Source organism: Exiguobacterium sp. ZWU0009 (assembly GCF_000798935.2).
GTDB classification, from domain to species: Bacteria; Bacillota; Bacilli; order Exiguobacteriales; family Exiguobacteriaceae; genus Exiguobacterium_A; species Exiguobacterium_A acetylicum.
The window spans coordinates 692,676-718,384 of the sequence record NZ_CP018057.1; the positions used below are offsets into that span (position 1 = coordinate 692,676).

At 47.3% G+C, this 25,709-nt stretch carries 26 protein-coding genes and 1 pseudogene; 14 read left to right on the forward strand and 13 right to left on the reverse strand.

Going from position 1 to position 25,709, the window contains the following annotated elements; all coding sequences use genetic code 11:
• Positions 1-148 precede the first annotated feature (148 nt).
• Positions 149-436: a hypothetical protein gene (locus tag L985_RS03540; protein WP_029340892.1), complete on the forward strand. Its 288-nt coding sequence runs from the start codon at positions 149-151 to the stop codon at positions 434-436.
• Between the two features lie 41 nt (positions 437-477).
• Here the strand turns inward: L985_RS03540 and L985_RS03545 are convergent.
• From L985_RS03545 to yfkAB, 3 genes and pseudogenes are all read right to left on the reverse strand, one after another.
• A pseudogene (locus L985_RS03545) lies at positions 478-1,629 on the reverse strand (MFS transporter); the annotation flags it as partial.
• 71 nt (positions 1,630-1,700) lie between these two features.
• Positions 1,701-1,883 (reverse strand): hypothetical protein, encoded by a 183-nt coding sequence (locus L985_RS03550; protein WP_029340894.1) that lies wholly within the window; start codon positions 1,881-1,883, stop codon positions 1,701-1,703.
• A gap of 89 nt (positions 1,884-1,972) precedes the next feature.
• Positions 1,973-3,085 carry a radical SAM/CxCxxxxC motif protein YfkAB gene (gene yfkAB / locus L985_RS03555; RefSeq protein ID WP_035398770.1) on the reverse strand — a complete coding sequence of 371 codons (1,113 nt, stop codon included), beginning with the start codon at positions 3,083-3,085 and terminating at the stop codon, positions 1,973-1,975.
• Between the two features lie 84 nt (positions 3,086-3,169).
• Here yfkAB and L985_RS03560 point away from each other — a divergent pair, with 84 nt between their 5' ends.
• Both L985_RS03560 and rlmD read left to right on the forward strand, forming a co-directional pair.
• Positions 3,170-3,382, forward strand: coding sequence for an SE1561 family protein (locus L985_RS03560; protein ID WP_023467294.1), 213 nt, complete (start codon positions 3,170-3,172; stop codon positions 3,380-3,382).
• A gap of 40 nt (positions 3,383-3,422) precedes the next feature.
• A complete protein-coding gene (rlmD, locus tag L985_RS03565; protein WP_047395164.1) occupies positions 3,423-4,808 on the forward strand; it encodes a 23S rRNA (uracil(1939)-C(5))-methyltransferase RlmD in 1,386 nt (461 codons plus the stop codon).
• A gap of 50 nt (positions 4,809-4,858) precedes the next feature.
• On the opposite strand, the gene L985_RS03570 is transcribed toward rlmD, so the two are convergent.
• From L985_RS03570 to L985_RS03600, 7 genes are all read right to left on the reverse strand, one after another.
• Positions 4,859-5,737, reverse strand: coding sequence for an aldo/keto reductase (locus L985_RS03570; RefSeq protein ID WP_047395167.1), 879 nt, complete (start codon positions 5,735-5,737; stop codon positions 4,859-4,861).
• A 32-nt stretch (positions 5,738-5,769) separates the two neighbouring features.
• The gene (locus L985_RS03575) at positions 5,770-6,336 is read right to left on the reverse strand and encodes a TVP38/TMEM64 family protein (protein ID WP_051656218.1); all 567 of its coding nucleotides are present in this window, start codon (positions 6,334-6,336) and stop codon (positions 5,770-5,772) included.
• On the reverse strand, positions 6,333-7,727 hold the full coding sequence (locus tag L985_RS03580; protein ID WP_051656219.1) for a sensor histidine kinase: 1,395 nt from the start codon (positions 7,725-7,727) through the stop codon (positions 6,333-6,335). Before L985_RS03580 ends, L985_RS03575 begins: the two co-directional genes overlap by 4 nt.
• On the reverse strand, positions 7,724-8,407 hold the full coding sequence (locus tag L985_RS03585; RefSeq protein WP_023467299.1) for a response regulator transcription factor: 684 nt from the start codon (positions 8,405-8,407) through the stop codon (positions 7,724-7,726). Before L985_RS03585 ends, L985_RS03580 begins: the two co-directional genes overlap by 4 nt.
• 127 nt (positions 8,408-8,534) lie before the next feature.
• Positions 8,535-9,095, reverse strand: coding sequence for a GNAT family N-acetyltransferase (locus L985_RS03590; RefSeq protein ID WP_023467300.1), 561 nt, complete (start codon positions 9,093-9,095; stop codon positions 8,535-8,537).
• A gap of 230 nt (positions 9,096-9,325) precedes the next feature.
• Positions 9,326-10,465 carry an amidohydrolase gene (locus L985_RS03595; RefSeq protein WP_029340900.1) on the reverse strand — a complete coding sequence of 380 codons (1,140 nt, stop codon included), beginning with the start codon at positions 10,463-10,465 and terminating at the stop codon, positions 9,326-9,328.
• Positions 10,466-10,483: 18 nt separating this feature from the next.
• Entirely contained in the window at positions 10,484-11,392 is a 909-nt protein-coding gene (locus L985_RS03600; RefSeq protein WP_047395171.1) for a TIGR01777 family oxidoreductase, read from the reverse strand.
• A gap of 133 nt (positions 11,393-11,525) precedes the next feature.
• On the opposite strand from L985_RS03600, the gene L985_RS03605 reads away from it, so the two are divergent.
• From L985_RS03605 to L985_RS03625, 5 genes are all read left to right on the forward strand, one after another.
• A complete protein-coding gene (locus tag L985_RS03605) occupies positions 11,526-12,341 on the forward strand; it encodes a RecX family transcriptional regulator (RefSeq protein ID WP_047395174.1) in 816 nt (271 codons plus the stop codon).
• A 321-nt stretch (positions 12,342-12,662) separates the two neighbouring features.
• Complete coding sequence (locus L985_RS03610; RefSeq protein WP_029340903.1) at positions 12,663-14,390, forward strand: ABC transporter ATP-binding protein; 1,728 nt, start codon at positions 12,663-12,665, stop codon at positions 14,388-14,390.
• Between the two features lie 14 nt (positions 14,391-14,404).
• Positions 14,405-16,465, forward strand: a complete 2,061-nt coding sequence (locus tag L985_RS03615) for an ABC transporter ATP-binding protein (protein ID WP_047395176.1) — start codon at positions 14,405-14,407, stop codon at positions 16,463-16,465.
• 60 nt (positions 16,466-16,525) lie between these two features.
• Positions 16,526-16,846: a DUF1811 family protein gene (locus L985_RS03620; protein ID WP_047395180.1), complete on the forward strand. Its 321-nt coding sequence runs from the start codon at positions 16,526-16,528 to the stop codon at positions 16,844-16,846.
• A complete protein-coding gene (locus L985_RS03625; RefSeq protein ID WP_029340905.1) occupies positions 16,843-17,115 on the forward strand; it encodes a YfhJ family protein in 273 nt (90 codons plus the stop codon). Before L985_RS03620 ends, L985_RS03625 begins: the two co-directional genes overlap by 4 nt.
• 45 nt (positions 17,116-17,160) lie before the next feature.
• Here L985_RS03625 and L985_RS03630 read toward each other — a convergent pair whose 3' ends face one another.
• Positions 17,161-18,144, reverse strand: coding sequence for a metal-dependent hydrolase (locus L985_RS03630; RefSeq protein WP_047395183.1), 984 nt, complete (start codon positions 18,142-18,144; stop codon positions 17,161-17,163).
• A 103-nt stretch (positions 18,145-18,247) separates the two neighbouring features.
• On the opposite strand from L985_RS03630, the gene mutY reads away from it, so the two are divergent.
• From mutY to L985_RS03650, 4 genes are all read left to right on the forward strand, one after another.
• Positions 18,248-19,264, forward strand: coding sequence for an A/G-specific adenine glycosylase (mutY, locus tag L985_RS03635; protein ID WP_029340907.1), 1,017 nt, complete (start codon positions 18,248-18,250; stop codon positions 19,262-19,264).
• On the forward strand, positions 19,264-19,689 hold the full coding sequence (locus L985_RS03640) for an SRPBCC family protein (protein ID WP_047395186.1): 426 nt from the start codon (positions 19,264-19,266) through the stop codon (positions 19,687-19,689). Before mutY ends, L985_RS03640 begins: the two co-directional genes overlap by 1 nt.
• A gap of 116 nt (positions 19,690-19,805) precedes the next feature.
• Positions 19,806-20,348 (forward strand): nucleoside tri-diphosphate phosphatase, encoded by a 543-nt coding sequence (ntdP, locus tag L985_RS03645; RefSeq protein ID WP_023467311.1) that lies wholly within the window; start codon positions 19,806-19,808, stop codon positions 20,346-20,348.
• Positions 20,349-20,438: 90 nt separating this feature from the next.
• Entirely contained in the window at positions 20,439-22,172 is a 1,734-nt protein-coding gene (locus L985_RS03650; RefSeq protein ID WP_047395203.1) for an ABC transporter ATP-binding protein, read from the forward strand.
• 51 nt (positions 22,173-22,223) lie between these two features.
• Here L985_RS03650 and L985_RS03655 read toward each other — a convergent pair whose 3' ends face one another.
• Entirely contained in the window at positions 22,224-23,522 is a 1,299-nt protein-coding gene (locus tag L985_RS03655; RefSeq protein WP_029340910.1) for a glutamate-1-semialdehyde 2,1-aminomutase, read from the reverse strand.
• 175 nt (positions 23,523-23,697) lie between these two features.
• Between L985_RS03655 and perR the strand changes: the two genes are divergently transcribed.
• Positions 23,698-24,120: a peroxide-responsive transcriptional repressor PerR gene (perR, locus tag L985_RS03660; protein WP_369792039.1), complete on the forward strand. Its 423-nt coding sequence runs from the start codon at positions 23,698-23,700 to the stop codon at positions 24,118-24,120.
• A gap of 14 nt (positions 24,121-24,134) precedes the next feature.
• On the opposite strand, the gene L985_RS03665 is transcribed toward perR, so the two are convergent.
• Positions 24,135-24,497 (reverse strand): DUF2614 family zinc ribbon-containing protein, encoded by a 363-nt coding sequence (locus tag L985_RS03665; protein ID WP_029340912.1) that lies wholly within the window; start codon positions 24,495-24,497, stop codon positions 24,135-24,137.
• A 114-nt stretch (positions 24,498-24,611) separates the two neighbouring features.
• Between L985_RS03665 and L985_RS03670 the strand changes: the two genes are divergently transcribed.
• Complete coding sequence (locus L985_RS03670; protein WP_029340913.1) at positions 24,612-25,481, forward strand: nucleotidyltransferase-like protein; 870 nt, start codon at positions 24,612-24,614, stop codon at positions 25,479-25,481.
• Positions 25,482-25,709 lie beyond the last annotated feature (228 nt).

Consider the following 25,709-nt stretch of genomic DNA (forward strand, 5'->3'; position numbering starts at 1 on the left):
GTGCAAAAATAGTTTCAATCAAAGTAACTCCCAATCGTTCGTTGCTTAAGCCGACCTGTTCGGCTTTTTTCTGTACGGTCAAGTGAAGACCGATTCGGCCTTGTCTGAAAGGCTAGTGCGACTATAAAACGGAAGGAGATGAAAACGAATGGAACGGAATGAGATCGTTCGAAAGATCATTGCCGCTCGTCGTCCACGTGATGAGTTTGCCCGGTTCGTCGTAACGTGCGTCAGTCAGCAGTTGAAGGAAACCCATGGAGATGTGGATGTGGAAATCATCGAGGCGGAGAGAGGTTACGATTCAGTGTGGTCAATCAACGGTCGAGAGGTCGTCGTGCTGCTCGAGACAGAAGAGCTGAAGCGTGCAAAAGAACAGCCGTATGCGATCGACGATAAGCTCTGGCGGAGTTTTCGGCAAGAAGGAATCGTGAAATAAAACAAAGGATCTTGCGCATGATTAGCGCAAGATCCTTTGTTTTATATCCGGGATGATTCGTGACGTTTCGCGTATCGTAAGAGAAACGCAAGTGTCGCTAGGACCAGAACGAATAGACTGAAATAAAGCATAGCTGGAAGCAGAACGAACAAGCTGCCAGCAATCGGTCCAAGGATCGAACCAAGACTAAAGGCAATCCCTGCAAGCAAGTTGCCCGTCGGAAGAAGGTGTCGCGGTAACTGTTCCGTCATATAGGCGACACCAAGCGAGTACGTCGAGCCAAGTGCCATCCCGCTGACAGCAAAAATCGCAAACAACCAGCCGTAACGTTCGAAGACGAAGCAAGCAATCAGGAAAGCGACAGAGCCAATTGAAAGAACGGTTACTAACGTCCGACGTTTTCCGAAGTGATCAGCAAGTCGTCCAAGTGGAAGTTGCATGATCAACGAGCTGACGACGAATGTCGTGATCAAGGTACTCGTCTCAGATAGACCGTACCCGTTACGTGTCGCAAAAACGGGAAAACTGGCATTCAGTGTGGCTTCGAGAAAACCATATGTAAAGCCAGGGAGTAATGTGAACCACGCGGTCGATAGGACAAGTTTATACCGTGAGGCAGCGCTTTGCAATTCCTCCGGCATGACAGACGATGGTTTTTCGTTCGGCATACGCGATAACAAGATCAGGACGATGACCGTTAATGTACCAGTCAACACGAACGGTAGCCAGTTGATGACATCGACGAGAGGTGCTGCAAGAGGACCAAGAGCAAAACCAAGACCGAATGCCATCCCGTATAGTGACATCGTTCGTCCTAACCGTTCATTTGGAGTAATGGACGTCACCCAAACCTGTGATCCATAGTGTAACGTCTGATCACCAAATCCGACGAGGAACCGTAAAATCATCCAAGCAATGACGCTCGGAAGGAGTGGAAATAAGAAAACGGCCACTGCAACAAGAGCGAGTCCGAACGAGATGACCGGAATATAACCACGTCGTCGCAGTGGACCTTCCATGAGAGGGGCAGCGACGATGACACCAATGTATAGAACGGCAGCGCTGAGACCATTGATGAAGGCTGGAGTCCCTTGACGTTCAAGTAAAATAGAGAGCAATGGAATCAGCAATCCTTGCGTGAATCCGGAAATGAAGACGATTGATAAAATGAGAGCAAAACGACGTGACACGAGTAACGACGACCTTTCTTTTTTCTTTTAGCATAACACGCCCCGGTCTCTGAAACGAAAGACCGGGGCGTGCTTCATTTATTTTCTTGTTCAAAACGTGTCGGACGCGGCATATGCAGAAGATGTTCATCCCAATCTGTCTGATCGAACACTTCATCATGTTCGATGCTGTGTGAAGTACGAATCCCAACCATCATGACGAATAAGACCATGCTGAACGTACCGATGATTGCGACAATACCTACGAGCCATTCCATCCCGGTCACCCCTTTTTTTAGAAAACAGAATGTGTCTACTTTGTGACATTTTTCCCAGGACGCCATCGTTCAAAACCTATTTTTCATTCTTAAAGCCGGCTGGATTGTTTTGTGAAATCAATCTCAGGGTAATATGCGTTTTTCACAAGCGCATTTGGTCCAAGGCATTGCACAGCAGGACAGTGACACGACAAGCTTTTATTCAGTTCTGTCTCTTGCCACTGGGCATACGCATCATTGAAGGACGTCTCATGAATCGTACCGAGCGAAGCGAGTTCGTCGCCGAAATCAGTCACGATGATCTCGCCATCAAAGATGTTGACGTTAAGACGAGAACGACCATCTGGGTCATTGCGAACCGATACGTTTTTTTCTTGACGCAAGCGACGGTGCAATTCTAAATCTGCCTCTTCCATCGAACATGCGTAGAAAGGAAGTGTTCCGAACAACATCCAAACGTTCGGATCGCGGACGTCAAGCAAACGATGAATTCCGTCACGGATTTCAGATAAACTAGCTGCTTCGATCATTGACGCGAAGTCAGCGGGGTACATGGGATGCACTTCATGACGGACACAGCCCATATCGACGATTTCCTTATGGATTGCTTCAAGGTGTGGCAATGTCCGCTTGTTGATCATCGTCTCAGCAGACACGATGACACCTCGTGCATTCAGAACACGAGCATTCTCTTTCATCGTCTCGAAAAGCTTCGTCCGTGCTTCACGTGATGGTTTTCGTTCCATCATCGCAAAGCCACCATCGATGAAGTCATCGGCTGTTCCCCAGTTATGTGAGATGTGCAAGACATCTAGATAAGGAATGATTAATTCATAACGAGATAACGGAAGTGTTAAATTTGAGTTGATTTGGGTTTTAGCGCCACGTTCGTGGGCATACTTAAGTAAAGGGACGACATATTCCTTGACGGATTTCATCGAAAGCATCGGTTCTCCGCCTGTGATGGAAAAGGCACGCAGGTGTTCGATTTCATCCAGACGTTGAATGAGTAGTTCGACTGGGATTTCAGGTGACTCGCTACTGGATAACATGTAACCGACGGCGCAATGTTCACAGCGCATGTTACACAGTTTTGTCGTCGTGACTTCGATGTTCGTCAAACGGACGGTGCCGTATTGTTCAATGTCACGATAAGCTTCCCACGGATCGTTTGCGATCGTGATGGGTGATGATTGTGGCATAGGTACTCCTCCTTTTTAGTGCTCCACTTCGTATCGTATGCTAAAATAACGTCGGAATCCAGCGGAAGAAAGGAAGTCTGAATAATGGGAAAAGCAAGAACTGATAAACTTGGTCAAATGAATGTGCTAAAATCAAGGATGCAGCTTCTCTGTCATACAATCGATTCACTTGATGAATCATCAGATATCGAAGATTTGGAACGACTGATCGTATCACTAGATCAACTCAAGGCGAAGGTCGTTCGATATGCGAAGGATATGAAAGAACAAGAAGAAACGAAAAAAGCGGTAGATTGAGACCGCTTTTTCATTTGCACAAACGGAAAGGATGAAATCAATGGCAACAAAAATCAAATTAAAGACAGGTGAGATCCGTTCGGTCACGTGTTTACGGATGGGAATCAACGGTGAAGGGATTGCGACGCTCGAGCGACAAATCGTCTTCATCCCAGGATTACTCGTCGGGGAAACGGCACAGATCGAGATCACGGAAATTCATGCAAACTATGCGAATGCGAAAATCTTGAAGCGTGACGATCGTTCACCGGACCGCGTGACACCGCTTTGCCCGGTCTATAGTGTCTGTGGCGGCTGCCAATTACAACACATGAGTTACGACGGACAATTACGTTATAAGGAAGAGATGCTACGCAATGCTTTCTTAAAATCAACGAAATTGAATATCGAGAAAGCCGATATTCGTCCGACGATCGGTTCGAAAGAATGGGAATACCGCAACAAGTCACAATTCGTCGTCGGTAAACAAGGGAATGAAATCGTCAGCGGTCTCTATTCGGCCAATTCGAATCGTCTTGTCGCGATCGATGATTGTGTCGTTCAAAACAAAGATACGCTTCGTGTCAACCAAGCTGTCACGAAACTGCTCAACGATTATAAAGTACCCGTTTACCATGCAGCAAAACAAGACGGTGTCATGCGACACATCGTCGTCCGGACAGGAATCAAAACGGGCGAAATTCAAGTCGTACTGGTTGCCTTTAAAGACGGCTTCCGTGATTTAGAAGGTTTGTCACGCGATATCATGGATATCCCGGGGGTCGTTTCGGTCGCGCTGAACATTAATGATAAGTTAACGTCACGTGTCTTCGGAGAAGAGACAGAAGTCTTGCGTGGCGTTGAACGGATCGAAGAAGAGATGGGCGAGTTCACGTATCAATTGTCTCCTCGTGCTTTCTTCCAGTTGAATCCAGAACAGGCAGAGCGGATGTATGAAGAGATTGCGCGTGCCGCTGCTTTGACAGGCGAAGAGCGTGTCGTGGATGCATACGCAGGTGTCGGTTCAATTGGACTCTGGATTGCTAAAGGAGCAAAAGAAGTCCGCGGTATGGAGATCATTGAAGAAGCCGTTGAAGATGCCAATGCGCACATGAAGCAATACGGATTCGACCATGCCCACTACGTCGTCGGTAAGGCAGAAGCGTGGATTCCACGTTGGGTCAAGGAAGGCTGGATTCCAGATGTCTTCATCGTCGATCCACCACGCTCAGGTTGCGATACACAATTGTTGAACGCGATGATCTCGTCTAAAGCGAAAAAAATCATCTATGTTTCGTGTAACCCGCAGACGCTTGCCCGCGATTGTGATCACTTGATGAAAGCGGGATACAAGGTATCGTACATTCAGCCGTACGATATGTTCCCACAAACAGCGCACGTTGAAGCAATCGTCGTGCTCGAAAAAAAGAAAAAGAAAAAGTTCTAAATAACAAGCCCGTATGCACTCCTTGCACGAGTGGACATACGGGCTTTTTATCATGTTTGCGAGGGATAACCGAACGTCGCGTCACACTCAGCAAAGCGTTCCTTTAATTGAGCAACACGGTCAGCGGGTAATGGACCACGTTCGATCAGTTGCTGATTCAATGCGAGGTGTTCTGGTCGAGACGTGCCGATGATAGCCGTCGTGATTCCTGGCTCAAAAACCGTGAAACGAAGTGCTGTCTCAAGCCAACTGGATTCTTCGAGGGGATAAGCGAGTTGTTGCGCACGTTCCCAGTAAGGTTCGACATACTGTCCGACCGGACGCTCCGTGAAGCGCCACGGGGCATTACCGATCGGACGCTTTGCGATGACTCCGTGATTCGAAAGCGTAGGTAGGACTTGATCGACACGTTGGTCAAACAGATTAAACGATGTTTGGAAACTGTCGAAGCGATTCGTTTCGATAGCATATGTCAAGTCTTCCCGATCACCGGAATAAGCGATGACGCGAACTTTTCCAGCTTGTTTTGCTTGTTCAAGCGCTTCGATGACATCTCCTTGGGCGAGGATTTCTTGACTACAAGAATGTAAGTGTACGATGTCGAGATAATCCGTTTGCATCGTTTGTAAGGCTTGATCGATGCCACCATGGACCGCTTCAAAGGTCCAGTCCTGCGCACCGGGAACATCATAGCCGACTTTCGTCGACAGAATGACGTCGTGCCGACGATTCTTTAGAAATTGTCCGACGCGTTGCTCCGATAAGCCGTAGCCACGTGCTGTGTCGATCAGATTGATGCCGAGATCACGTGCTTGTTCGAGTAAATAAACTGCTTCGCGGTCCGTCATCTGTTTTGCGCCGATGTGACCGGCTCCGAACCCAAGCGGGGATACGAGTAGGTCGGATGTTCCAAAACGTCTTAACTCCATGAACGATACTTCCTTTCAGACCATCTGTAGTTTTATATCGATGATGTTCGTTTTTGTTGAATACGATAGATCAGATAACCAACGAGTGCCACGCCTGCAATCGACCATTGGACGATGGACGAGGATTGCATGAACTGATAAACGGCGAGCACTTCAAGTAACATGGCTGGAATTTTTCCGATCGTACTCGCAGTCAGGAAAAGTAGGATCGAAATACCACTCGCCGCACTTGCGATATTAACGATGCCAGACGGGACGAATGGTAACAGCCGCAACAAGATGATTGTCCAAAACGCTTCACGTCCTCGTTGTGCTTGCAGTTTTTGTTGTAAACGAGCGAATCGATCGGGAAGTGGGCGACGAAGGGCATACCGCAGTCCTTTTCGGTAAAGTAGGAACGCACAAACCGCACCTAAGACTTCACCGATGAAAGAGAGCAATGTGCCCATCCATAATCCGAAATAGACGAGATTCGCAGCGGTGACGAACGTACTCGGTAGGACACCAAGTACACTGACGACGACGCCGACCAAGACACTAACGAATGGAGCGAACGGTCCAAAGAGTTCAAAGGTTTGGATGACATGTTGTTCCATCATTCGAATCCATCCTCTTCATCCGGAAGAAGCGGTAACTCGATGTGGACAGTCGTTCCTTCTCCAAGAACGGAGTCGAACCGGATCGTCCCATCATGACGATCGATGATGTGTTTCGTGATCGCAAGACCGAGACCAGTGCCACCATCTTTCCGCGTCCGTGATTTATCGACACGGTAAAAACGTTTTGTCAGTCGATCAAGATGTTCTTCCGGAATGCCTTCCCCTTCGTCCTGGATAAGACAATGCGTCCGGTCGCCGATCGTTTCAGTCGATAAGAAAATCTGTTTGCCAGGCGGTGTGTACCGTAAGGCGTTATCGAGTAAATTGCCGAAGACTTGCTCAAGGCGGTCCGTATCGCCTAAGACAATTTGATCTGGATCGAGGTTCATCACGAACGTGACTCCTTTTGACTGGGCGATGGGTTCCATCCGGTAGATGACATCTTCAAGTACTTGACTGAAGACAAGCGGTTGCTTCGACATCGGATAGGAATCGCGCTCGAGTTGAGCGAGATCGAGCAGATCATTGACGAGACGTTGCAGACGTTCCGTTTCCCGCTCAATAATTTGGTAATACTGCGCACGCTTTTCTTCCTCAAGCGAATCATCCTGCATCATCTCTGTGTAACCACGGATGTAGGAGAGAGGTGTTCGCAATTCATGACTGACGTTCGCGAGGAACTCTTTCCGCTGCTCGTCGACTTCCCCGAGCGATTCCGCCATCTTGTTTAACGTTTCTGCGAGTTCTCCGATCTCATCGTCCGATTGAATCGGAATCCGGTAATCAAAGTCACCTTGTGCATAAACAGTCGAGGCGCGCTTCATGTCGATCAACGGACGGATGATCGTATCGATGATTTGTCGTCCGAAGATGACGAGATTCAAGACAATCAGTCCGATCATGAAGAAGATCATCAAGCGGAGTGGGCGGAATGGTTCACTGATTTGCCCAAGTTCCAGGTACAAGATCAGCGTACCAACCAGTCGATTGTTTTCGATGATCGGAAACCCGGTCATCAAAATATCCGTTCCTTCAATCGGATGGGTCCGACTGGAGACGATGGTTTCACCGTTTCGAAGTTCTTCGATATCCGCATTCGTCAAAAAGCGCAGTCCAGCTGGATTTTTCTTCAGGAAATCGATAAAGAAGACTTTCGATTCCGTCAACTCATTCGTATAAGTCATTCCATCGTAAAAAGCACCAGATAATCCTTCAGATTCATAAATGTTGATCAGCTTTTCGCCTCGGTTCAATAAGATATCTTCCTGCGTTTGAAGATAGAATCGATCGTAGAGGTAGAACGTCAACAAGACGAATAAAATGGCGGAAAAAACGCTTGTGAACCAAATCGTGATCCAAATCCGGCGCCGGATCGTATAGCGCTTAATCATACTTCCTCGAATTTATAACCGATGCCCCAGACCGTTTGAATCGAGCCACCAGCTTCCCCGAGCTTTAAGCGAAGTGTTTTGATGTGTGTATCGACCGTCCGTAAGTTCCCGATATAGTCCGCACCCCAGATTTGATCGAGTAACTGTTCGCGAGAAAAGACCTTATCATTGTTTTGAGCGAACAGATGCAGCAAATCAAATTCCTTACGCGTCAGACTGACCGGTTTGCCATTGACGTGGACACTCCGACTTTCAGTGTCGAGTTCAAGCATGCCGAGCGTCAGGGTAGCCGATTGATCAACTGTAAAGCGATGAGAACGACGAAGAGTCGCTTCGATGCGAGCAAGCAATTCTCGAGGGCTGAATGGTTTTGTGATATAGTCATCAGCTCCGATTTTCAGACCGTGAATACGATCGAGCTCGTCCGAACGTGCCGTCAGCATGATGATCGGAACGTTTGAGAATTCACGGATGCGCATACATGCTGTCAAGCCGTCCATTTCCGGCATCATGACATCGAGTAGAACGAGATGGAATGTATTTTGTTGAATGAGATGGATCGCTTCTTGTCCGTTAGAAGCTGTCATCGTCGTGTAGTGTTCTTTTTCAAGATTCGAGACGAGAAGGTCACGCATTTGTGCTTCATCATCTACTACGAGAATGTTAAACGATTCTGGCATTAGTCTTCGCTCCATTTCCTGTAGAAGAAAGTGTTTCTTCCATAAAGATGAGTTTTCTTATTTATCATACCATTTCAAACTTTAGAAGCGCATGTGTGGACACAAAAAAGCATGAGAGACAAGGCTCTCATGCTTCGAGTTGTTGGTGATCGTATAGTGTTTCGAGCTCCCGACCATGAATGTACATGTGGAAACTAGATTTTGAGACTTCATATAGCGTGAACTGTGTCTCGCCGGCATTCAATTGCTCAAGAAGCGCAGGGCGCAACTCATCCGCGCAGAACGCATACGGCAATTTTTCAGCTGCTTTTTGTGACCGAATATTGCTTTTGCGAATTTTCATGAAGACACTTTCATATCCAAGCTCGAAGAACAGCTCAGAGAAGAAGGCTTCTTTCGCTAAATGATTGTATCCTTTACCATGATACGGTTTACCTAACCATGTACCGAGAAACCCATATTGTCCTTCGATATCGAGTAAACTAATCGTACCAATCGGTTGATCGAATTCATCTAGGATGGTACGTGATACGATTTCACCACGTTCTTCCTCTTCGATTGCCTGCTTTGTAGTAAACAGAAATTCATCAAAGTACCGTGTTTTTTGGCGGACGTACGGATATACGTCTTGATGCTGCATCAGTTCGAACAAATCAGCGCAGTCGCTCAGCTCCCGTTGCTTGAGCATACTTCCATTCCTCCTTTTAGGACCGCAAGAATGATTGTCGAAAGCTACCTGTCTGACTCGTTTGAACCGCGCATGGTATGCCTTCTTCAGTTGTCGGATAAGATAATATTACCTTCTTTTTTTAAAATTGCAAGAAAATAATTTTTGTGAAAAAAGATACAAAAACAAGATGTTTTCCGTAAGCGTCTAAAACCCCCGAAAGGTGCAAAAAACACCTGGCGGGGGTGGAGTTAAGTCAAGTTCAGTTGAGCGTGTTCAAAAATGATTTTTCCGTCAATCATCGTCATGAGAGGCTTCGCTAAATAGTCGAGTGGAAAGTGACTCCACAGGACGAGATCCGCGTCTTTTCCGGTCTCGATCGATCCGACACGATCGTCCACACCGAGCGAGCGGGCGGGATGAATCGTGATCGCGCGTAAGGCGATATCGACCGGTAGACCTTCTCGTGCGGCAAGACCAGCGCAGAGGTTCAAGTATTGGACAGGTGTGTACGGATGATCGGTCGTGATGGAGATTTCGAGACCGTGTTCATGGAGAACCCGGTACGTTTCCCATGTTTTATTCTTCAGTTCGATTTTAGACTTCCGCGTGAATGTCGGTCCAACTGTCACTTTTTCGATCGGCAATTGCTCCATTTCTTTTGCGACGAGATGACCTTCCGTACAATGTTCGATACGTAAATCAAGATCAAACTCTTCCGCGAAGCGAATAGCGGAAAGGATATCATCTGCTCGGTGCGCATGTACACGAAGCGGCATCTTATGATCAAGGACCCGTTTGATCATCTGATGAGCGAACGTTTCGGAAACTCGTTGTGTCCGAACTTCAAGAAAGGCTTCGCGCAACATCCCCATGATGCCCATCCGTGTGAGTTCACCGGCACGGCCAGCACTATGGACACGCTTCGGGTTTTCACCGAGTGCCACCTTCAGACCCGCATACTTTCGAAGAATCATATCATCGATGAACCGTCCGTGCGTCTTGATGACACTCGTGACGCCACCGATGATGTTCATGCTACCAGGCATGACTTGAACGGTCGTGATCCCGTGTTCGACGGCTTCCTTAAAGCCTTCATCCAGCGGATAAACGCCATCAATGGCACGTAGATGAGGAGTCATCGCGAAAATCGTCTCATTCGCATCATTTCCGACGGTTCCGGTACCTTCGTCATATAATCCGAGATGTGTATGGGCATCGATGAAACCGGGCAATAAAAAGTGACCTTCTGCTTCAATGACTTGATCGTTTTCTAAATGATCCAGTAATTCACCGATTTCAATGATTTTCCCATCACGAATGCGGATGTCCCCATAAAAACTGTCCGAAGTAATCGGATAGATATGTGCATTTCGAATTAAGATATCCAAGTATCGTCCACCCCTGTACTAGTTTGAATGCTCGATTGCTCGCAATGCATCCTTTAGTTCAGCATACCGAAACTTGTATCCGTTTTCGAGCGCTTTTTTCGGAACGACACGAGCTCCTTCTAGTACAATCGTACTCTTTTCACCGAGTGCGAGTTCTAACGCGAAGCGTGGCGCCGGGAGCCAGTGTGGGCGATGTAAGACTTTTCCGATCGTCTGTCCGAAACGCCGCATCGTCTCCGGATGCGGAGCAGTGATGTTCATTGGTCCTTCGACTGTCGGGGTCTCAAGTGCGAATAGGAATAAATCGACTAAATCGTCGATGTGGACCCAGGAGACCCACTGTTTTCCGTCGCCCATCGTTCCACCGCCAAACAAGACATAGGGCAGGCGCATTAACGGATAAGCGCCACCGGCTTTCGTTAGGACGACACCGATTCGTGGATGGACAAGTCGAATGCCAGCGTCAGCAATCGGGCGGGCAAGGTCTTCCCAGGCGACACAGACATGACTTAAGAAGTCAGCGGTCGGTGGAAGGGGTTGATCTTCGGAAAATGTTTGATGCCGATCTTGTCCGTAAATGCCAACCGCAGATGCAGACAATACGACATTCGGCTTTTGATCGAGTGCTTCAACGATTCGAACGAGCTCCTTCGTCGTGCTGACGCGACTGTCGAGAATGACACGTTTTCGTTCATCCGTCCAACGTCCATCGTTGATCGAAGCGCCAGCCAGATGAATGAATGCATCGACGCCCTCTAAGTGCTGTTCCGGTTTTGCGTCTTCTGTCATCCACTTGATATATGTGACCTGCGCGTCATTCGCTTTCGGATGACGCGTTAAGATAAAGATGTGATGTCCTTGATCTAGTAAACGCTTCGTCAAGGCTTGACCAATCATACCAGTTCCGCCGGTAATCGCAATGTTCATGTAATCCATCCCCCTTGAAATAAGTAAAAGTGGCTTCTTTCCATTTGTTCCCGTTCCATGGTTTCACTCAAACATAGACCTGCCTGTTCATGATATCGTAGAACTACCGAATCAGGTTAGGGGAGGGAACGACATGAAGATCAAACGGATCTCGACACAGAAGAAGAACAGCGAACGATTCAACATCTATGTCGAGCGTGAGGGCAAAGAGGAATACGCCTTTGCCGTAGATGTGGATATCTTAATCAAATACAATCTGCAACGCGATAAGGAGCTCGATGACGACTTCGTCAAGGAAGTACTGACGGCTGAGGAACAGCAGAAGGCATATCGTCTCTCATTGAATCATTTATCATACCGGATGCGGGCAACAAGTGAGGTCGTCACGTATTTGACGGAAAAAGAGACACCGGAGCATGCGATTAAACATGCGATCGATCGATTGACGGAGCAACGCTATCTGGATGATCAACAGTTCGCGCTTGCTTATACGGCGACGAAAAAAGCAACGACACCACAAGGACCAGGAAAGATTCGCCGTGATCTAGAAGTATTGAAGATCCCAAAGCCAGCAATTGATGAAGCGATCGCGACGTTTACGGATGAAGAGGAATATGAAAAAGTCCTGAAGTTTTTGCGGCAAAAGCAAAAAGAGCTTCAACGGCGTTCTGTACGCGAATTGACGCAAAAGCTACAGATGACACTCATGCAGCGCGGGTTCTCGTCCGATTTGATTAAAGCGGGTATTGAAGAGGTATTTTTAGCTGAAGAAGGTGACGAAGAAGAACAGGCGGCACTTTATCAAGCACGCAAGTATTATCCGAAGTACCGGCAACTCGAACCGTTTGAACGCGAACAGAAGGTGAAGCAAGCGCTCGTCCGAAAGGGATTTCCGTACGGTCTAGCGGCTCAAGTCCTCGAACAAATCAAAGAAGAAGAGGCGGAATAATAAAAGCAAGACGAAAAATTGACAATTATCCGACAATTGTGCTATTCTACGCACAGACTAAGAAAAGGAGGAACCGTCCTATGAAAAAGCCAATTGGTTTCACACACATCCAACAGCTGAATATGACGGAGACTCTTGAGCACGTATAAGTAATTCATTTCATGTGCGAGCAAGGGGATTCGTCTCCCGAGCGCGCAGACGAACAAGAATGCATCATGCCCATTTCAAGGCATACTGATTCTCGGACTGCATCCGGAAATCCGTATGCCTTTTTGCGTGCTCGGAAAAAACACTTCATTTCACAGTAAAGGGGGGACCCTCATGCGTTTATTTCGGCAATTGAGTTGGTTTCTAAAAGAACACAAATCATCTTACCTCGTAGCAGTCGTCTTACTGATTATCACCGGCTTCATCGATTTGACGCCGCCGTGGTTGATCGGAAAAGTGATCGACGGTTTACGCTCAGGTTCGATGGACCGAACGACACTCTTACAGTATGTCGGTGGATTAACGGTCATTTCCATCGTTTCCTTCATCTTGACGTATCTGTGGTTAGCGAAATTATTCGGAACGGCATTTTTATTAGAACGGACACTTCGGAGTCGCTTCTTTACGCACTTATTGAAACTGACGCCGACGTTCTACCAAAAGAATCGGACGGGAGACTTGATGGCGCTCGCGACGAACGACTTGAAGGCGGTCGAGCGGACAGCCGGATTTGGTGTCTTGACGCTCGTCGACTCGTTGAACATGACGGCAATCACCCTCGTCGTCATGGGGGTGGCGATCGATTGGAAGCTGACACTTGCTGCCTTGTTACCGATGCCACTTCTCGCCTACGCGATGAATAAGCTCGGAAGTCAAATTCACGGACGTTTCATCACTGCCCAGGATTCATTCGGAACGATGAATGACCAAGTTGTCGAGTCGATTTCCGGACTGCGTGTCATTCGCTCGTTCGTCCAAGAACCGGTCGATGTCAAACGCTTCGACGATGTCACGACGGATGTCTTTGAGAAAAACATGCACGTCGCAAAAATCGATGTCTTATTTGAACCGATCATCAAGCTGCTCGTCGGCTTCAGTTATTTGATCGGCTTATCGTTCGGGACATATCTCGTCTTTACGAACGACATCACGCTCGGACAATTGGTCGCCTTTAACATCTATCTCGGGATGCTGATTTGGCCGATGTACGCCTTTGGCGAATTGATCAACGTCATCCAGCGTGGAACAGCAAGTCTTGACCGCTTAGAAGCAACGATGCGAGTCAAACCGTTGATTGCTTCGACACCGCGGGAACACGTCGATCGCCCTGAACGGATCGAGATGAACGATTTGACGTTTACGTATCCAGAGACAGCCCATCCGGTCTTACGAGATTTGAATATGACGATCGAACAAGGAACAACGATCGGGATCGTCGGACCAACCGGATCCGGTAAAACGACGTTCTTGCGTCAATTCCTACGTGAGTATCCGATTGGACGGGACATGCTGACGGTCAATGGCATACCGTATGAAGATGTTGCGCTAGAGACGGTTCGCGGTTGGACGGGTTATGTGTCACAAGAACATTTACTATTCTCGAAATCCGTCCGGGACAATATCTTGTTCGGTGCAGGTGAAGCGACAGAAGAAGAATTGCAGGAAGCGATTCGTCTCGCATCCTTTGAAAAAGACATTGAAACGCTCGAACAAGGACTTGAGACGATGGTCGGTGAACGTGGCGTCACGTTGTCAGGCGGACAAAAGCAACGTCTATCGATCGCGCGGGCGATGTTAAAAAAACCAGAGTTGCTGTTGCTGGATGATTCACTATCAGCGGTAGACGCGAAAACGGAATCACATATCATTGATTCGATTCGATCGAATCGTCACCAATCCACGACATTAATTGTTGCCCATCGCTTATCGGCAGTGGCACATGCGGACGAAATCATCGTCTTGCAAGATGGAATGATTTCTGAACGAGGAACACATGACAGCCTGATGGCACAAAATGGCTGGTACGCTCAACAATTCGAGCGACAAAGTGAAGAGATGTAAGGAGGTGCCTCTGCATGAATGAATTAGATTTATACCAACTCGATCCGGCACGTCGGAAGACGACGATCCGTTCGTTGATCCGCTATGCGATGCATGAGAAACAAGCGATCTTTTTAGGATTATTTTTACTCGTACTGGCAGTCGGAGCGGAATTGACAGGTCCGTATATTGCGAAAGTCATCATCGATGAACATATCGTGGCAATTGAAAAGGACTGGGTCGAGGTTAAATCAGACGGTGCGGTCATCTATGACGGCCGTCAGTTCGCCAAAGCACAAGACGTCTCGAAAAGTCAGATTGTTCAATCCGTCTCGATCGTCCAAACGACCAACGGCTACTTTTTCGTACCGAAACAAGTCGTCAGTGGGGGAGAGCGGAAAATCAATGGAAATACGATGACGATCACGCGTGGAGACGACGTCTACACGTATGATAATATTCAAAAACTGACACAAGGACAGGTCTATGATTTTTATTCAAAAGACTTAAAAGCAATCGGCTGGTTGTCCTTGATCTACGTCCTTTTGCTGCTGGCAGCGGCTGGTTTGAACTGGATTCAACAAATCTTGCTCCAGCGATCTGCCCATAAAATCATTAAACGGATGCGGCTTGATGTCTTTACGCATCTGCAACAGTTACCGGTCCGTTATTTCGATCAGACACCGATCGGTAAAATTGTCAGTCGGGTCACGAACGATACGGAAACGATTCGCGATCTTTATCTCGGTGTGCTCGCCCGAGTCTTCTCAGGGATCATCACGATGGCGGGGATTCTCGTCGCGATGTTCTTCCTCGATTATCGCTTAGGACTCGTCTCGCTGATCATCATTCCGATCGTTTATTTTTGGATTCAGCTGTTCCAGAAACTTGCGACGAAGAACAACTTCAAGGTCCGCTCGCTCGTTGCCGACATGAATGGTCAACTGAATGAGAACATCCAGACGATGCCGATCATTCAGGCTTATGCACGCGAGAAGGAAATCCTTGCCGAATTCGAACAAAAAAACGAAGAAAACTATCAGACGCGGGCAAAGTTGTTACGACTCGATGCCCTGATGTCTCATAACCTATCCTACTTTTTGAAAAACTTGACGCTCGCCTTGTTGATTTGGGTCGTCGGCGGAAAAAGTCTGACGAACGGATCGTTTTTATCGCTCGGGATTTTATATGCGTATATCGATTACGTGTCCCGTTTATTCGAACCCGTCACCCAAATCATGAATCAGCTGTCACCGCTACAACAAGCACTCGTTTCAGCGGACCGGATGTTCCAATTGCTTGACGAAAAGGGAGAGCCGGTCGAACAAGGTCGCGTTGCTCGGTTTAAAGGAGCGGTGACCTTCAAAGACGTTGAATTCAGTTATGAAGCGGGGAATCCCGTATTACGTGAGATTCAAATCGATGCTCGTCCTGGCGCGACGATTGCTCTCGTCGGTCACACGGGTAGCGGGAAAAGTTCAATCATGAATTTATTAATGCGTTTCTATGATCCGTCAAAAGGACAGTTGTTGATTGACGGACAGGACGTGACGACTTTACCGAAACAAGCGGTTCGTGAGCATATGGGCATCGTCTTACAGGATCCGTTCCTCTTCACAGGAACGATTCGCTCGAACATCACACTCGGCAATCCTGATATTTCAGAAGAACGGGTACGACAAGCAATCGAAGCCGTCGGCGCGGATCGGTTCATTGATCGTTTACCGAACGGGCTCGATGAACCAGTCATCGAAAAAGGTGCCACATTATCAGCGGGTGAACGACAGTTGATCAGTTTTGCCCGTGCGTTAGCGTTCGATCCTGCGATCCTAGTTCTTGACGAAGCGACAGCGAGCGTTGATTCGGAAACGGAAGCGGTCATTCAAGATGCTTTACTGACGTTGACGAAAGGACGAACGACGTTCATCATCGCCCACCGCTTGTCGACGATCAAAGATGCGGATGAGATTCTTGTTCTCGATCGTGGTCAAATCGTCGAGCGAGGGTCCCATGATGTGCTCCTTGCAACGTCCGGTATTTATGCGAAAATGTATGCGTTACAAAGTAAGCGGAATCTTGAATTGAAATCAAGCTAATCCATCCAGTTTCTCCTCCTTTTCGTTTATACTGAAAAACGAAGAGGGGGAGTTTTTGTAATGGAGACACGGATGAGTCAATTATCGAAATACGAGCTTGAGATGTTGATCACGAAATTAAGTGAACAAAAACGAAAAGCGGAGCAACACGGGAACGTCAGTGAAGTGGAGGTCGTGACGCGGAAAATCGCTATTGCGAAAAGTTATTTGATTGATCCGGCACGATTCGAACGGGGGGCCTTTTACCGAATCGAAGGAGAAGAGGCACGATTTGAGTTACACTTCGTCAATGGCGTCATGGGCTGGGGACATTTTGAAGGAACCGCTCAGGAAGTCGCGATTCCGATCGCGTTATTCACAGGAGAGGGAGAACAGACATGACGAATCGAGAACAAGCCCTTCAGCAACTGGCTGAAGAATTATTGCAAGTAAATGAAGTATTAATCCCGGAAGAAGCACTGACGTGGGTCGAAGTGCTTTGGGAAGATTTCGAAGCGACACTCGCACGCGCAGGTGAGAAATATCAAGGTGAAGCCGTCGCGGTTCATTTCGTCGAGCAGCAGATCAAACAGCACGGGGCAATGTTGCACCGGTTTAATACGACGAACGAAAAATTCAAGCATTTGATGACAGGTCGAAACGTCGAATGAAAAAAGCTCCGCACATCGGGATTTCCGTTGCGCGGAGCTTTGTCTTTATAATGCAGGGATGAACAGTTTTTTCTGCAAGGTCCGTTCGCTGAAGACCCAGCCGGTATAGGAGCTGACGATTTCTTGTGTGGCGGCGTCGATTCTGACGACGGCAACGAATGGATAGACTTCCTTCGTGAAGTAACGCAAGTTGGTGAAGCGGTATTCGACAATGCCATCCTTTCGTGAGACCGTATACGTATGAATCTTCGAGAACTCAAGAAACGCTTGCAAGTCAGCATTTTGTTTGACGATTTCGTACAAGGCGTCACCGTGTGGTTCGTCCTTGATGCGGAAGTTTCCACATTCGACGACGGTTCCACTGTTGATCTTAACGACGGAATACTCATCGCGTAATCGTGCCGCGACATGCCACTCATCCCATTTCATGCCAGGTGAGATGAACAGTTTATGGGCGCCGCGATAATAGCGTGCAGCGGTCGCGAGTGCATCGTTTCGCAACTTGAACTGCACAGCGTAATAGATGATGACGATAGCGATCAAAATCGGGAAGATGACGATCGTCGCTCTCGTTAGTAGCCAAATCCCGAACGCGGCATAATACATCGTGAACAGATATGGATCAAACGTATTGATGACACCCCAACCGATCCAGGATTGTTTGAACGGGTGTAAGGCTTGTGTACCGTAAGCATTAAACAGATCGACAAAGACATGAAGAGCGACAGCGATCTGCGCCATCAGCCATAATGAAGTCGGAGGTATACCGAACAACGTGCCGATGACGATTGAAAGTAATAACGGCCAGGCGAGCAAGGCAATCAACCCGTGCGATTTTCCGCGGTGTTGACGCAAGTAGGCGCTGTTTCCTTTAAATTTAAAAACAGTATCGAAGTCCGGTGCGTGTGAGCCGACGAGCGCCGTCGTCGTCACGGCAGCAAACATCGTCGTGCTCGCTGCGACGTCAGGGTGTAGCGTCGAGATGGCGGCGAGACAAAGTCCCATGCCGATATGCGTACCAGTATCCAATGCGAATTCGCTCCTTCTATAAAATCGTGATGGTGAATCCATCGAGGTTCTGCCGAGTAATTTTTAATAAATATATCGTATCCAAGAGAAAAGAGGTAACCTTTTGACTGTCGTTCAAGAATATTTCACAAACTTTAATAAAACACAATTTACCACAGAACTGATTGCCTGGTTCCTTCGTGAACAGCGGGATCTCCCGTGGCGAAGAACCAAAAACCCGTATCATATCTGGATTAGTGAGATCATGCTCCAACAAACACGTGTCGATACGGTCATTCCATATTATGAACGCTTCACGAAACGTTTTCCGACTCCACATGATTTAGCAGAAGCGGATCAGAGTGAAGTCCTGAAACACTGGGAAGGCTTAGGGTACTATTCCCGTGTCAAGAATCTTCAAATCGCGGTTCAGGAAGTTGTTGAAAAATATGACGGAATCGTTCCGGATGAGAAGGAATTATTCAGTCAGCTGAAGGGTGTCGGTCCGTACACGACGGGAGCGGTACTGTCGATTGCTTATGGACAGGCAGAACCAGCAGTAGACGGAAACGTGATGCGGGTTCTCTCGCGTGTACTTGGAATCTATGAAGATATTGCTGCACCGAAGACGAGAAAGTTGTTTGAAGCTGCGGTTTATCAGTTGATTGATCCGGCTGATCCGTCAAGCTTCAATCAAGGCTTGATGGAACTTGGTGCGATGGTCTGTACGCCGAAGTCTCCGATGTGTGGACTCTGTCCTGTTCAAGACGTTTGTTTTGCATATGATCGAAATGCACAGGAAGAACTACCTGTGAAGACGAAGAAAGGGAAGACGCAAATTATTCCTTATGATGCTCTTGTTTATGAAGCAGACGGAAAAATCGCAATTGAACAACGGGCGGAGACCGGTTTGCTTGCTGGTATGTGGCAATACCCACTTCGAGAAGCAGAAGAAGATCGTAATGGAACGCTTGTCGGGCACGTCCGACATATCTTTTCACACCGGATCTGGGAAATTGCCGTTTATCGCGTGACGGAACAGCCGGACCAGACGGTACTGGTTGATCAGGAAACGTATGCGAAGCATCCGGTATCTGTCGCGCAAATGAAGATTGATCGACTATTAAAGGGGGAGATCTAATGCATACTTTTCGTTTTGAGACACGTGTCGATACATCAAAGGAGCAAGCGTGGGATTTTTTAAGTGACGCCAAGGTCTTAAGTCGATTGACGGTATTTCCGCAAGTGAAGACGTCAGGCGATACGCGGACACGAGCGGGAAATACGATTCGTCTGCGCGTTGGTGTTCCTCCACTATTTGTCTCGTGGACGTCTTGGATTCCTTTCGTAGAAGAATATGTCTTCGTTGATGTCGGTACAAAAGTTCCGTATCCATTCCGGGCATGGTGCCATGTGCATCGGGTCGAAGAACGTGAATCTGGCGTCTATTTCGTGGATGAAGTGACGTATGCATCCTTCTTGCCAGCTTTCATCATTGAAGCATTTATCTTGAAACCGATGTTCAAACAACGAAAAAATGCGATTTTGAATCACTTTCAAGCCTGAATTCCGTCATTTTTCTGAAAAAATACCCTTTCGTTTTTCATGCGTTCTGAAAATGGGTATAATAAGCACGAGAGTATAACAGAATGGAAGAAAAACGCTTTAGAAAGGAGTAGCACATGAGTCGATTCCCAAAAGAAAGTAGCAAGATTGAGATTCAAAGTTTCAAACATAACGGGAGCTTACACAGAGTTTGGGAAGAAACGCTCGTGCTGAAATCGACGGAAGAAGAATTGATTGGGTTCAATGACCGCATTATGGTCAGTGAATCGGATGGTCGTCAGTGGCGAACACGAGAGCCTGCAATCTGTTACTTTTCAACAGAACTCTGGTTCAATGTCATTTGTATGATTCGGGAGGACGGCATTTATTATTACTGCAATCTTGGATCACCTTCTACGTTCGATGAGAAAGATCGAGCAGTCAAGTACATTGATTACGATTTAGATATCAAAGTATATCCGGACATGTCCTACATGATCCTCGATGAGGACGAGTATGAGAAGCATCGCCGCGAGATGAACTATCCGAAGGCGATCGATCGTATTTTGAAAGACAATGTCCAAATCCTGATTCAATGGATCCGCAGTCGGAAGGGTCCATTTAACCCGGCTTTCGTGGATATGTGGTATCGTGAATATGAAACAAGATATCGGAGATGATGGTTCGCCATCGTCTTTTTTTAATTGAAGGAAGTGAAACACGTGGCAACACAAGCAAAACGTAAGAAACAAGGCTCGATCCGCCGCTATATGGCATTCGTCAAGCCGTATCAAAAACAGATTCTCCTGACGGTTTTCGTCGGGATCATCAAGTTCTCGATCCCACTCGGACTTCCGTTGTTGTATAAGTACATCATCGATAATATCCTAACCGGAAACACGATGCCGATGGCGGAAAAAAGTAAACAACTGGCATACTTAATCGGAGCGGGTGTCTTCATCTTCTTGATCGTCAAACCGCCGCTCGAATATGTTCGTCAGTACCTCGCGCAATGGTCCGCGTCGAAGATTTTATTTGACGTACGGAATCGATTGTTTGATCATGTTCAGAAATTATCACTTCGATTTTATTCGAATACGAAAACCGGAGAAGTCATTTCGCGGATCATCAATGATGTCGAGCAGACGAAAGATTTCGTCGTCACGGGATTAATGAATTTATGGCTTGATATGATCACGATTTTCATTGCGATCGCGATCATGTGGACGATTGATCCGAAGTTGACGCTCGTCGCCATCATTCCATTACCATTCTATGCCCTTGCCGTTAAGTTCTTTTATGGTCGCTTACGTGGATTGACACGGGAACGCTCGGCAGCCCTTGCGGAACTACAAGGTCATTTGACAGAACGGGTCAACGGGATGGCGGTCATTCGTAGTTTTGCACTCGAACCACACGAGAACAAAGCGTTTAAACATCAAAATGATGGATTCTTAAAAGCCGCGCTTCGTCAAACGAACTGGAATGCACGGACGTATGTCGTCGTCTCGACGATTACGGACTTCGCACCGATCCTGATCTTCGGAACGGCAGCCTTCTTCGTCTTGAACGGACAAGTGTCGCTAGGAACGATGGTCGCATTCATTGGGTATATCGACCGTCTGTATGCGCCGCTCGGTCGTCTCGTCAACTCCTCAACGACGTTGACACAGTCGATTGCTTCGATGGACCGGATGTTCGAGTTTTTAGATGAGCCGTATGATATCACAGAAAAACCAAATGCACGCGATCCAAAAGACGTCCGCGGAAACGTTCAGTTTGAAAATATCAGTTTCGCTTATGAAGAAGGCGGCGAGCTAGCGATTGATCGTTTAACGCTTGACGTTCAGGCAGGCGAACGGATTGCTTTCGTCGGGATGTCAGGTGGTGGGAAATCAACGCTCGTCAGTTTGATTCCGCGCTTCTATGATGTGTCTGCCGGTCGGATCACACTGGACGGCGTTGACATTCGTGACTTGAAGTTGCGTGGTCTTCGCGATCAGATCGGGATGGTCATGCAGGAATCGATTCTCTTCAGTGAATCGGTCCAGATGAACATCAAGATGGGGAATCCGGAGGCGACGGACGAGGAAGTCATCGCAGCAGCAAAAGCAGCAAATGCCCATGAATTCATCGAACGGTTACCAAACGGTTATCATACGCCGGTCGGAGAACGCGGCGTCAAGTTATCAGGTGGTCAAAAACAACGTCTTGCGATTGCACGGGTCTTCTTGAAGAATCCACCGATTCTAATTTTGGATGAGGCGACGAGTGCGCTTGATTTAGAGAGCGAAGCGATGATTCAAGACTCGTTAGCACGTCTCGCGAAAGGGCGGACGACGTTTACTGTCGCGCATCGTTTATCAACGATCACCGATGCCGATAAGATCGTCGTCATCGAAAATGGTCAAATTACGGAAATCGGCACACACGAAGTCCTCATGCAAAAACGAGGCGCTTATTTCGAACTGTATGCGATTCAAAATCTGGAACTCGTCGAATAACACAAAAGCAGCGATCCTCGTGAGGGTCGCTGCTTTTTTTAGGAGAAAGACTTAGAGTCGAGCAAAGGCACGATCGACTGCTGCGATCGTTTCTGTGATGTCGGATTCCGTGTGTTCTGTCGTCAAGAACCAAGCTTCGTATTTCGAAGGAGCGAGGTTAATGCCTTCTTCAAGCATCAACTTGAAGAAGCGACCGAACATCTCACTGTCCGCACGTTCTGCACCATCATAGTCAATGACCGTTTCATCCGTGAAGTAAACCGTCATGGCGCCTTTGAGACGGTTGATCGTAATCGTCACGTCATGACGTTTTGCTGCATCAAGGACACCTTGTTCGAGTAAGGCACCAAGATGATCGAGTTGTTCATAAACGCCAGGCTGCTCGAGTAATTCAAGGCAAGCGATACCGGCAGCCATCGATGCTGGGTTACCTGCCATCGTCCCCGCTTGGTAAGCAGGACCGAGTGGCGCGACATGTTCCATGATTTCCTTACGACCGCCATACGCACCGATCGGTAGTCCACCGCCGATGATTTTTCCGAGTGCCGTCATATCAGGACGGATATCGAGTAGTTCTTGTGCACTGCCGTACGTGAAGCGGAAGGCTGTGATGACTTCATCGTAGATGACGAGTGCGCCGTGAGCATGCGTGATTTCGTTGACCGCAGCAAGGAAACCAGGTTGCGGTTCGACGATGCCGAAGTTTCCGACGATTGGTTCGACGAGTACACAAGCGATTTGGTCGCCCCATTGTTCCATGATTTGACGATACGATTCGATATCATTGAACGGTGTCGTAATGACTTCTTTTGCCGTCGCTTTCGTGACACCGGCTGAATCTGGGGAACCAAGTGTTGCTGGTCCGCTTCCTGCTGCGATCAGCATCAGATCCGAGTGACCGTGGTAACAACCACTGAACTTCACGACAAGCTCACGACCTGTATACGCACGAGCGACGCGAATCGTCGTCATGACGGCTTCGGTTCCAGAGTTCGTGAAACGAACCTTTTCAAGCGATGGGATTGCTTTTTGTAGTTTATGTGCAAAGTCGATTTCTAGACGATGTGGTGTGCCGTAAAGAAGACCGTTTTGGGCAGCATGGGTGATCGCTTCCGTAATGTGAGGATGACCGTGTCCCGTGATGATCGGACCATAGGCTGCTAAGTAATCGATATAGCGATTGCCATCGACATCGTAAAAGTAAGCACCTTCTCCGCGTTCCATATAGACAGGTGCACCGCCGCCGACGGCTTTGAATGAACGGGATGGGCTGTTGACGCCACCAACGATACACTCTTGTGCGATTTCATATAACGCCTCTGAAGTAGGACGTGTAGTATGGGTAGACATGAGGATTCCTCCAATCGATAATTCGTGAAAAATATCACGATATGATTGTATCATGGACGTCAAATCCGGTGCAGAGCCGTTGACGGAATGCCTATTTGTAGGTAGACTAATTATAAAGATTACAATCTGATAATCAATGAAAGATAGAAATGAGGGGATGGACGTGGCTAACGAAATGCTGGATGACGCCGTGAAGTCACTTCGGGAATCAGGCGTTCGAATGACACCACAACGTCACGCGATTTTGGAATATTTAACGACGGGACACACGCATCCGACAGCGGATGAGATTTATCGTGCACTCGAGCATCGATTTCCAAACATGAGTGTGGCTACTGTATATAATAACTTACGCGTGTTTCGAGAAAAGGGAATCGTTGAGGAAATGAATTACGGAGACGCTTCAAGTCGCTTCGACTTCGTTACGACACGCCATTACCACATGATCTGTGAGAACTGTGGAAAGATCGTTGATTTCAACTATCCTGTGCTCGATGATGTCGAAACGGTTGCGGCGCACTTAACGGGCTTTAAAGTCGATCGTCACCGATTAGAAGTGTACGGAACTTGTCCGGACTGTCAATCGAATGTCCAATAAAAAAACGAGCTGCCTTAGCGGGGAGCTCGTTTATTGTGTTTATTATATTTTTCATCGAATTCTTTTCCTTCAAGAGACGGATCCATCGTCAGTGGTTCATCGCAATGCATACATAAGTCGACGCGACCAAGGACTTTTGTTTCTTTTCCACAGTTTGGACAAGTGACGACAGCTGCTTTTGTTGATGTTAGACCAATCAAGAAATAGAGTGCCGTACTAGCGAGGACCATGACGAAGCCGAGAAGCATGAGTAAGACCATGATGATTTCAAATTGTTTGAGTAATAGGCCGCCATACATGACGAGCATCCCACCGAATACAAGAAACATAGCAAGGTTTCGTGCGCGGTTTATTTTATTTTTACGTTGTTTTTTCAAGTGAATTCCCCCTGTTGTCAGTCTAGCATAAGATGTGCGACTGCCTGAAGAAGGAAAGCTTGTTTTTTTGTCGAAAATGGTAACGACGAGTTCGTATAGAAGGGTGAGAAGTAAATGGAACAAGCAACACGGACGATTTATTCGGAATACGCGGCTTATCGTGAAACGCAAGGAATCATTGCTGTTGAGAAACGACAGCCACGGGATTCCCTAACGGATCAATTTGATACGCTTCTTGTTGTCATCACAAGAGATCCGGAAGTCGAATGGACGATCAAACATTACCGGTTGAACACACTGAAGGTATCCTTACATCTTGTACACGAGGATGTGTTATCACGCTGGATTTTGTTAAATGCGAATCGACGAGCGATCCACTGGATTGCAGAGGGAACAATCGTGTTCGAACGAAATGATTACTTAGTTGATTTAAAACGGCAACTACTCAACTTTCCTGATGAGGAACGTCATTTACAGATGACGATTTCATTTGCTAAATTATTACGTCGTTTCCAAGATGGAAGAAACTTGTTCAGTCGCGGACATCATTATGATGCCTATACACATGTTCATCATGCATTGCACCATCTCGCGCGACTATCCGTCCTCGAGAAAGGGAAACATCCCGAGACAGTCGTCTGGGAGCAAGCGCGACTTGATGATCCGGATGTTTATAAACTATATGAACAATTATTGATGAGTGAAGAGACGCTAGATCAACGTATTCATCTTGCATTGATTGGACTTGAACATCTTTTACAGTCCAAGGTGTTATCGGGAGGGCGTTATCTATTCGAAATCATGCGTGAACGGACGGTACCTTGGACGATGTATGAATTGATGGAAGAAGAACGACTGCAAGAAGTTAAAGTGGATTTAAGTAGTTTGATCGACTTCTTCATGCGAAAAGGTTTGATTCGTATTTCGTATCAAACGACTAAAGGTGCAGGGGTCGAACTTGTGACGTATGAGCCGGTCGTATGACGATCGGCTTTATTTTTTTCTCATGATCGTTTTGGCTATATATAGAAGGAAAAAGATTGCGAAAGTTTTTTTAGAAAAACTATTGACGGTGTTATACCGAGATAGTATATTAATACATGTCGACAGGGCAACACACACTGGACGGTGACAAGAAAGAAAAAAGATTTCAAAAAGGGATTGACGCTTAAGTTATTCCATGATATCTTATTAAAGTCGCTGAAAACGACA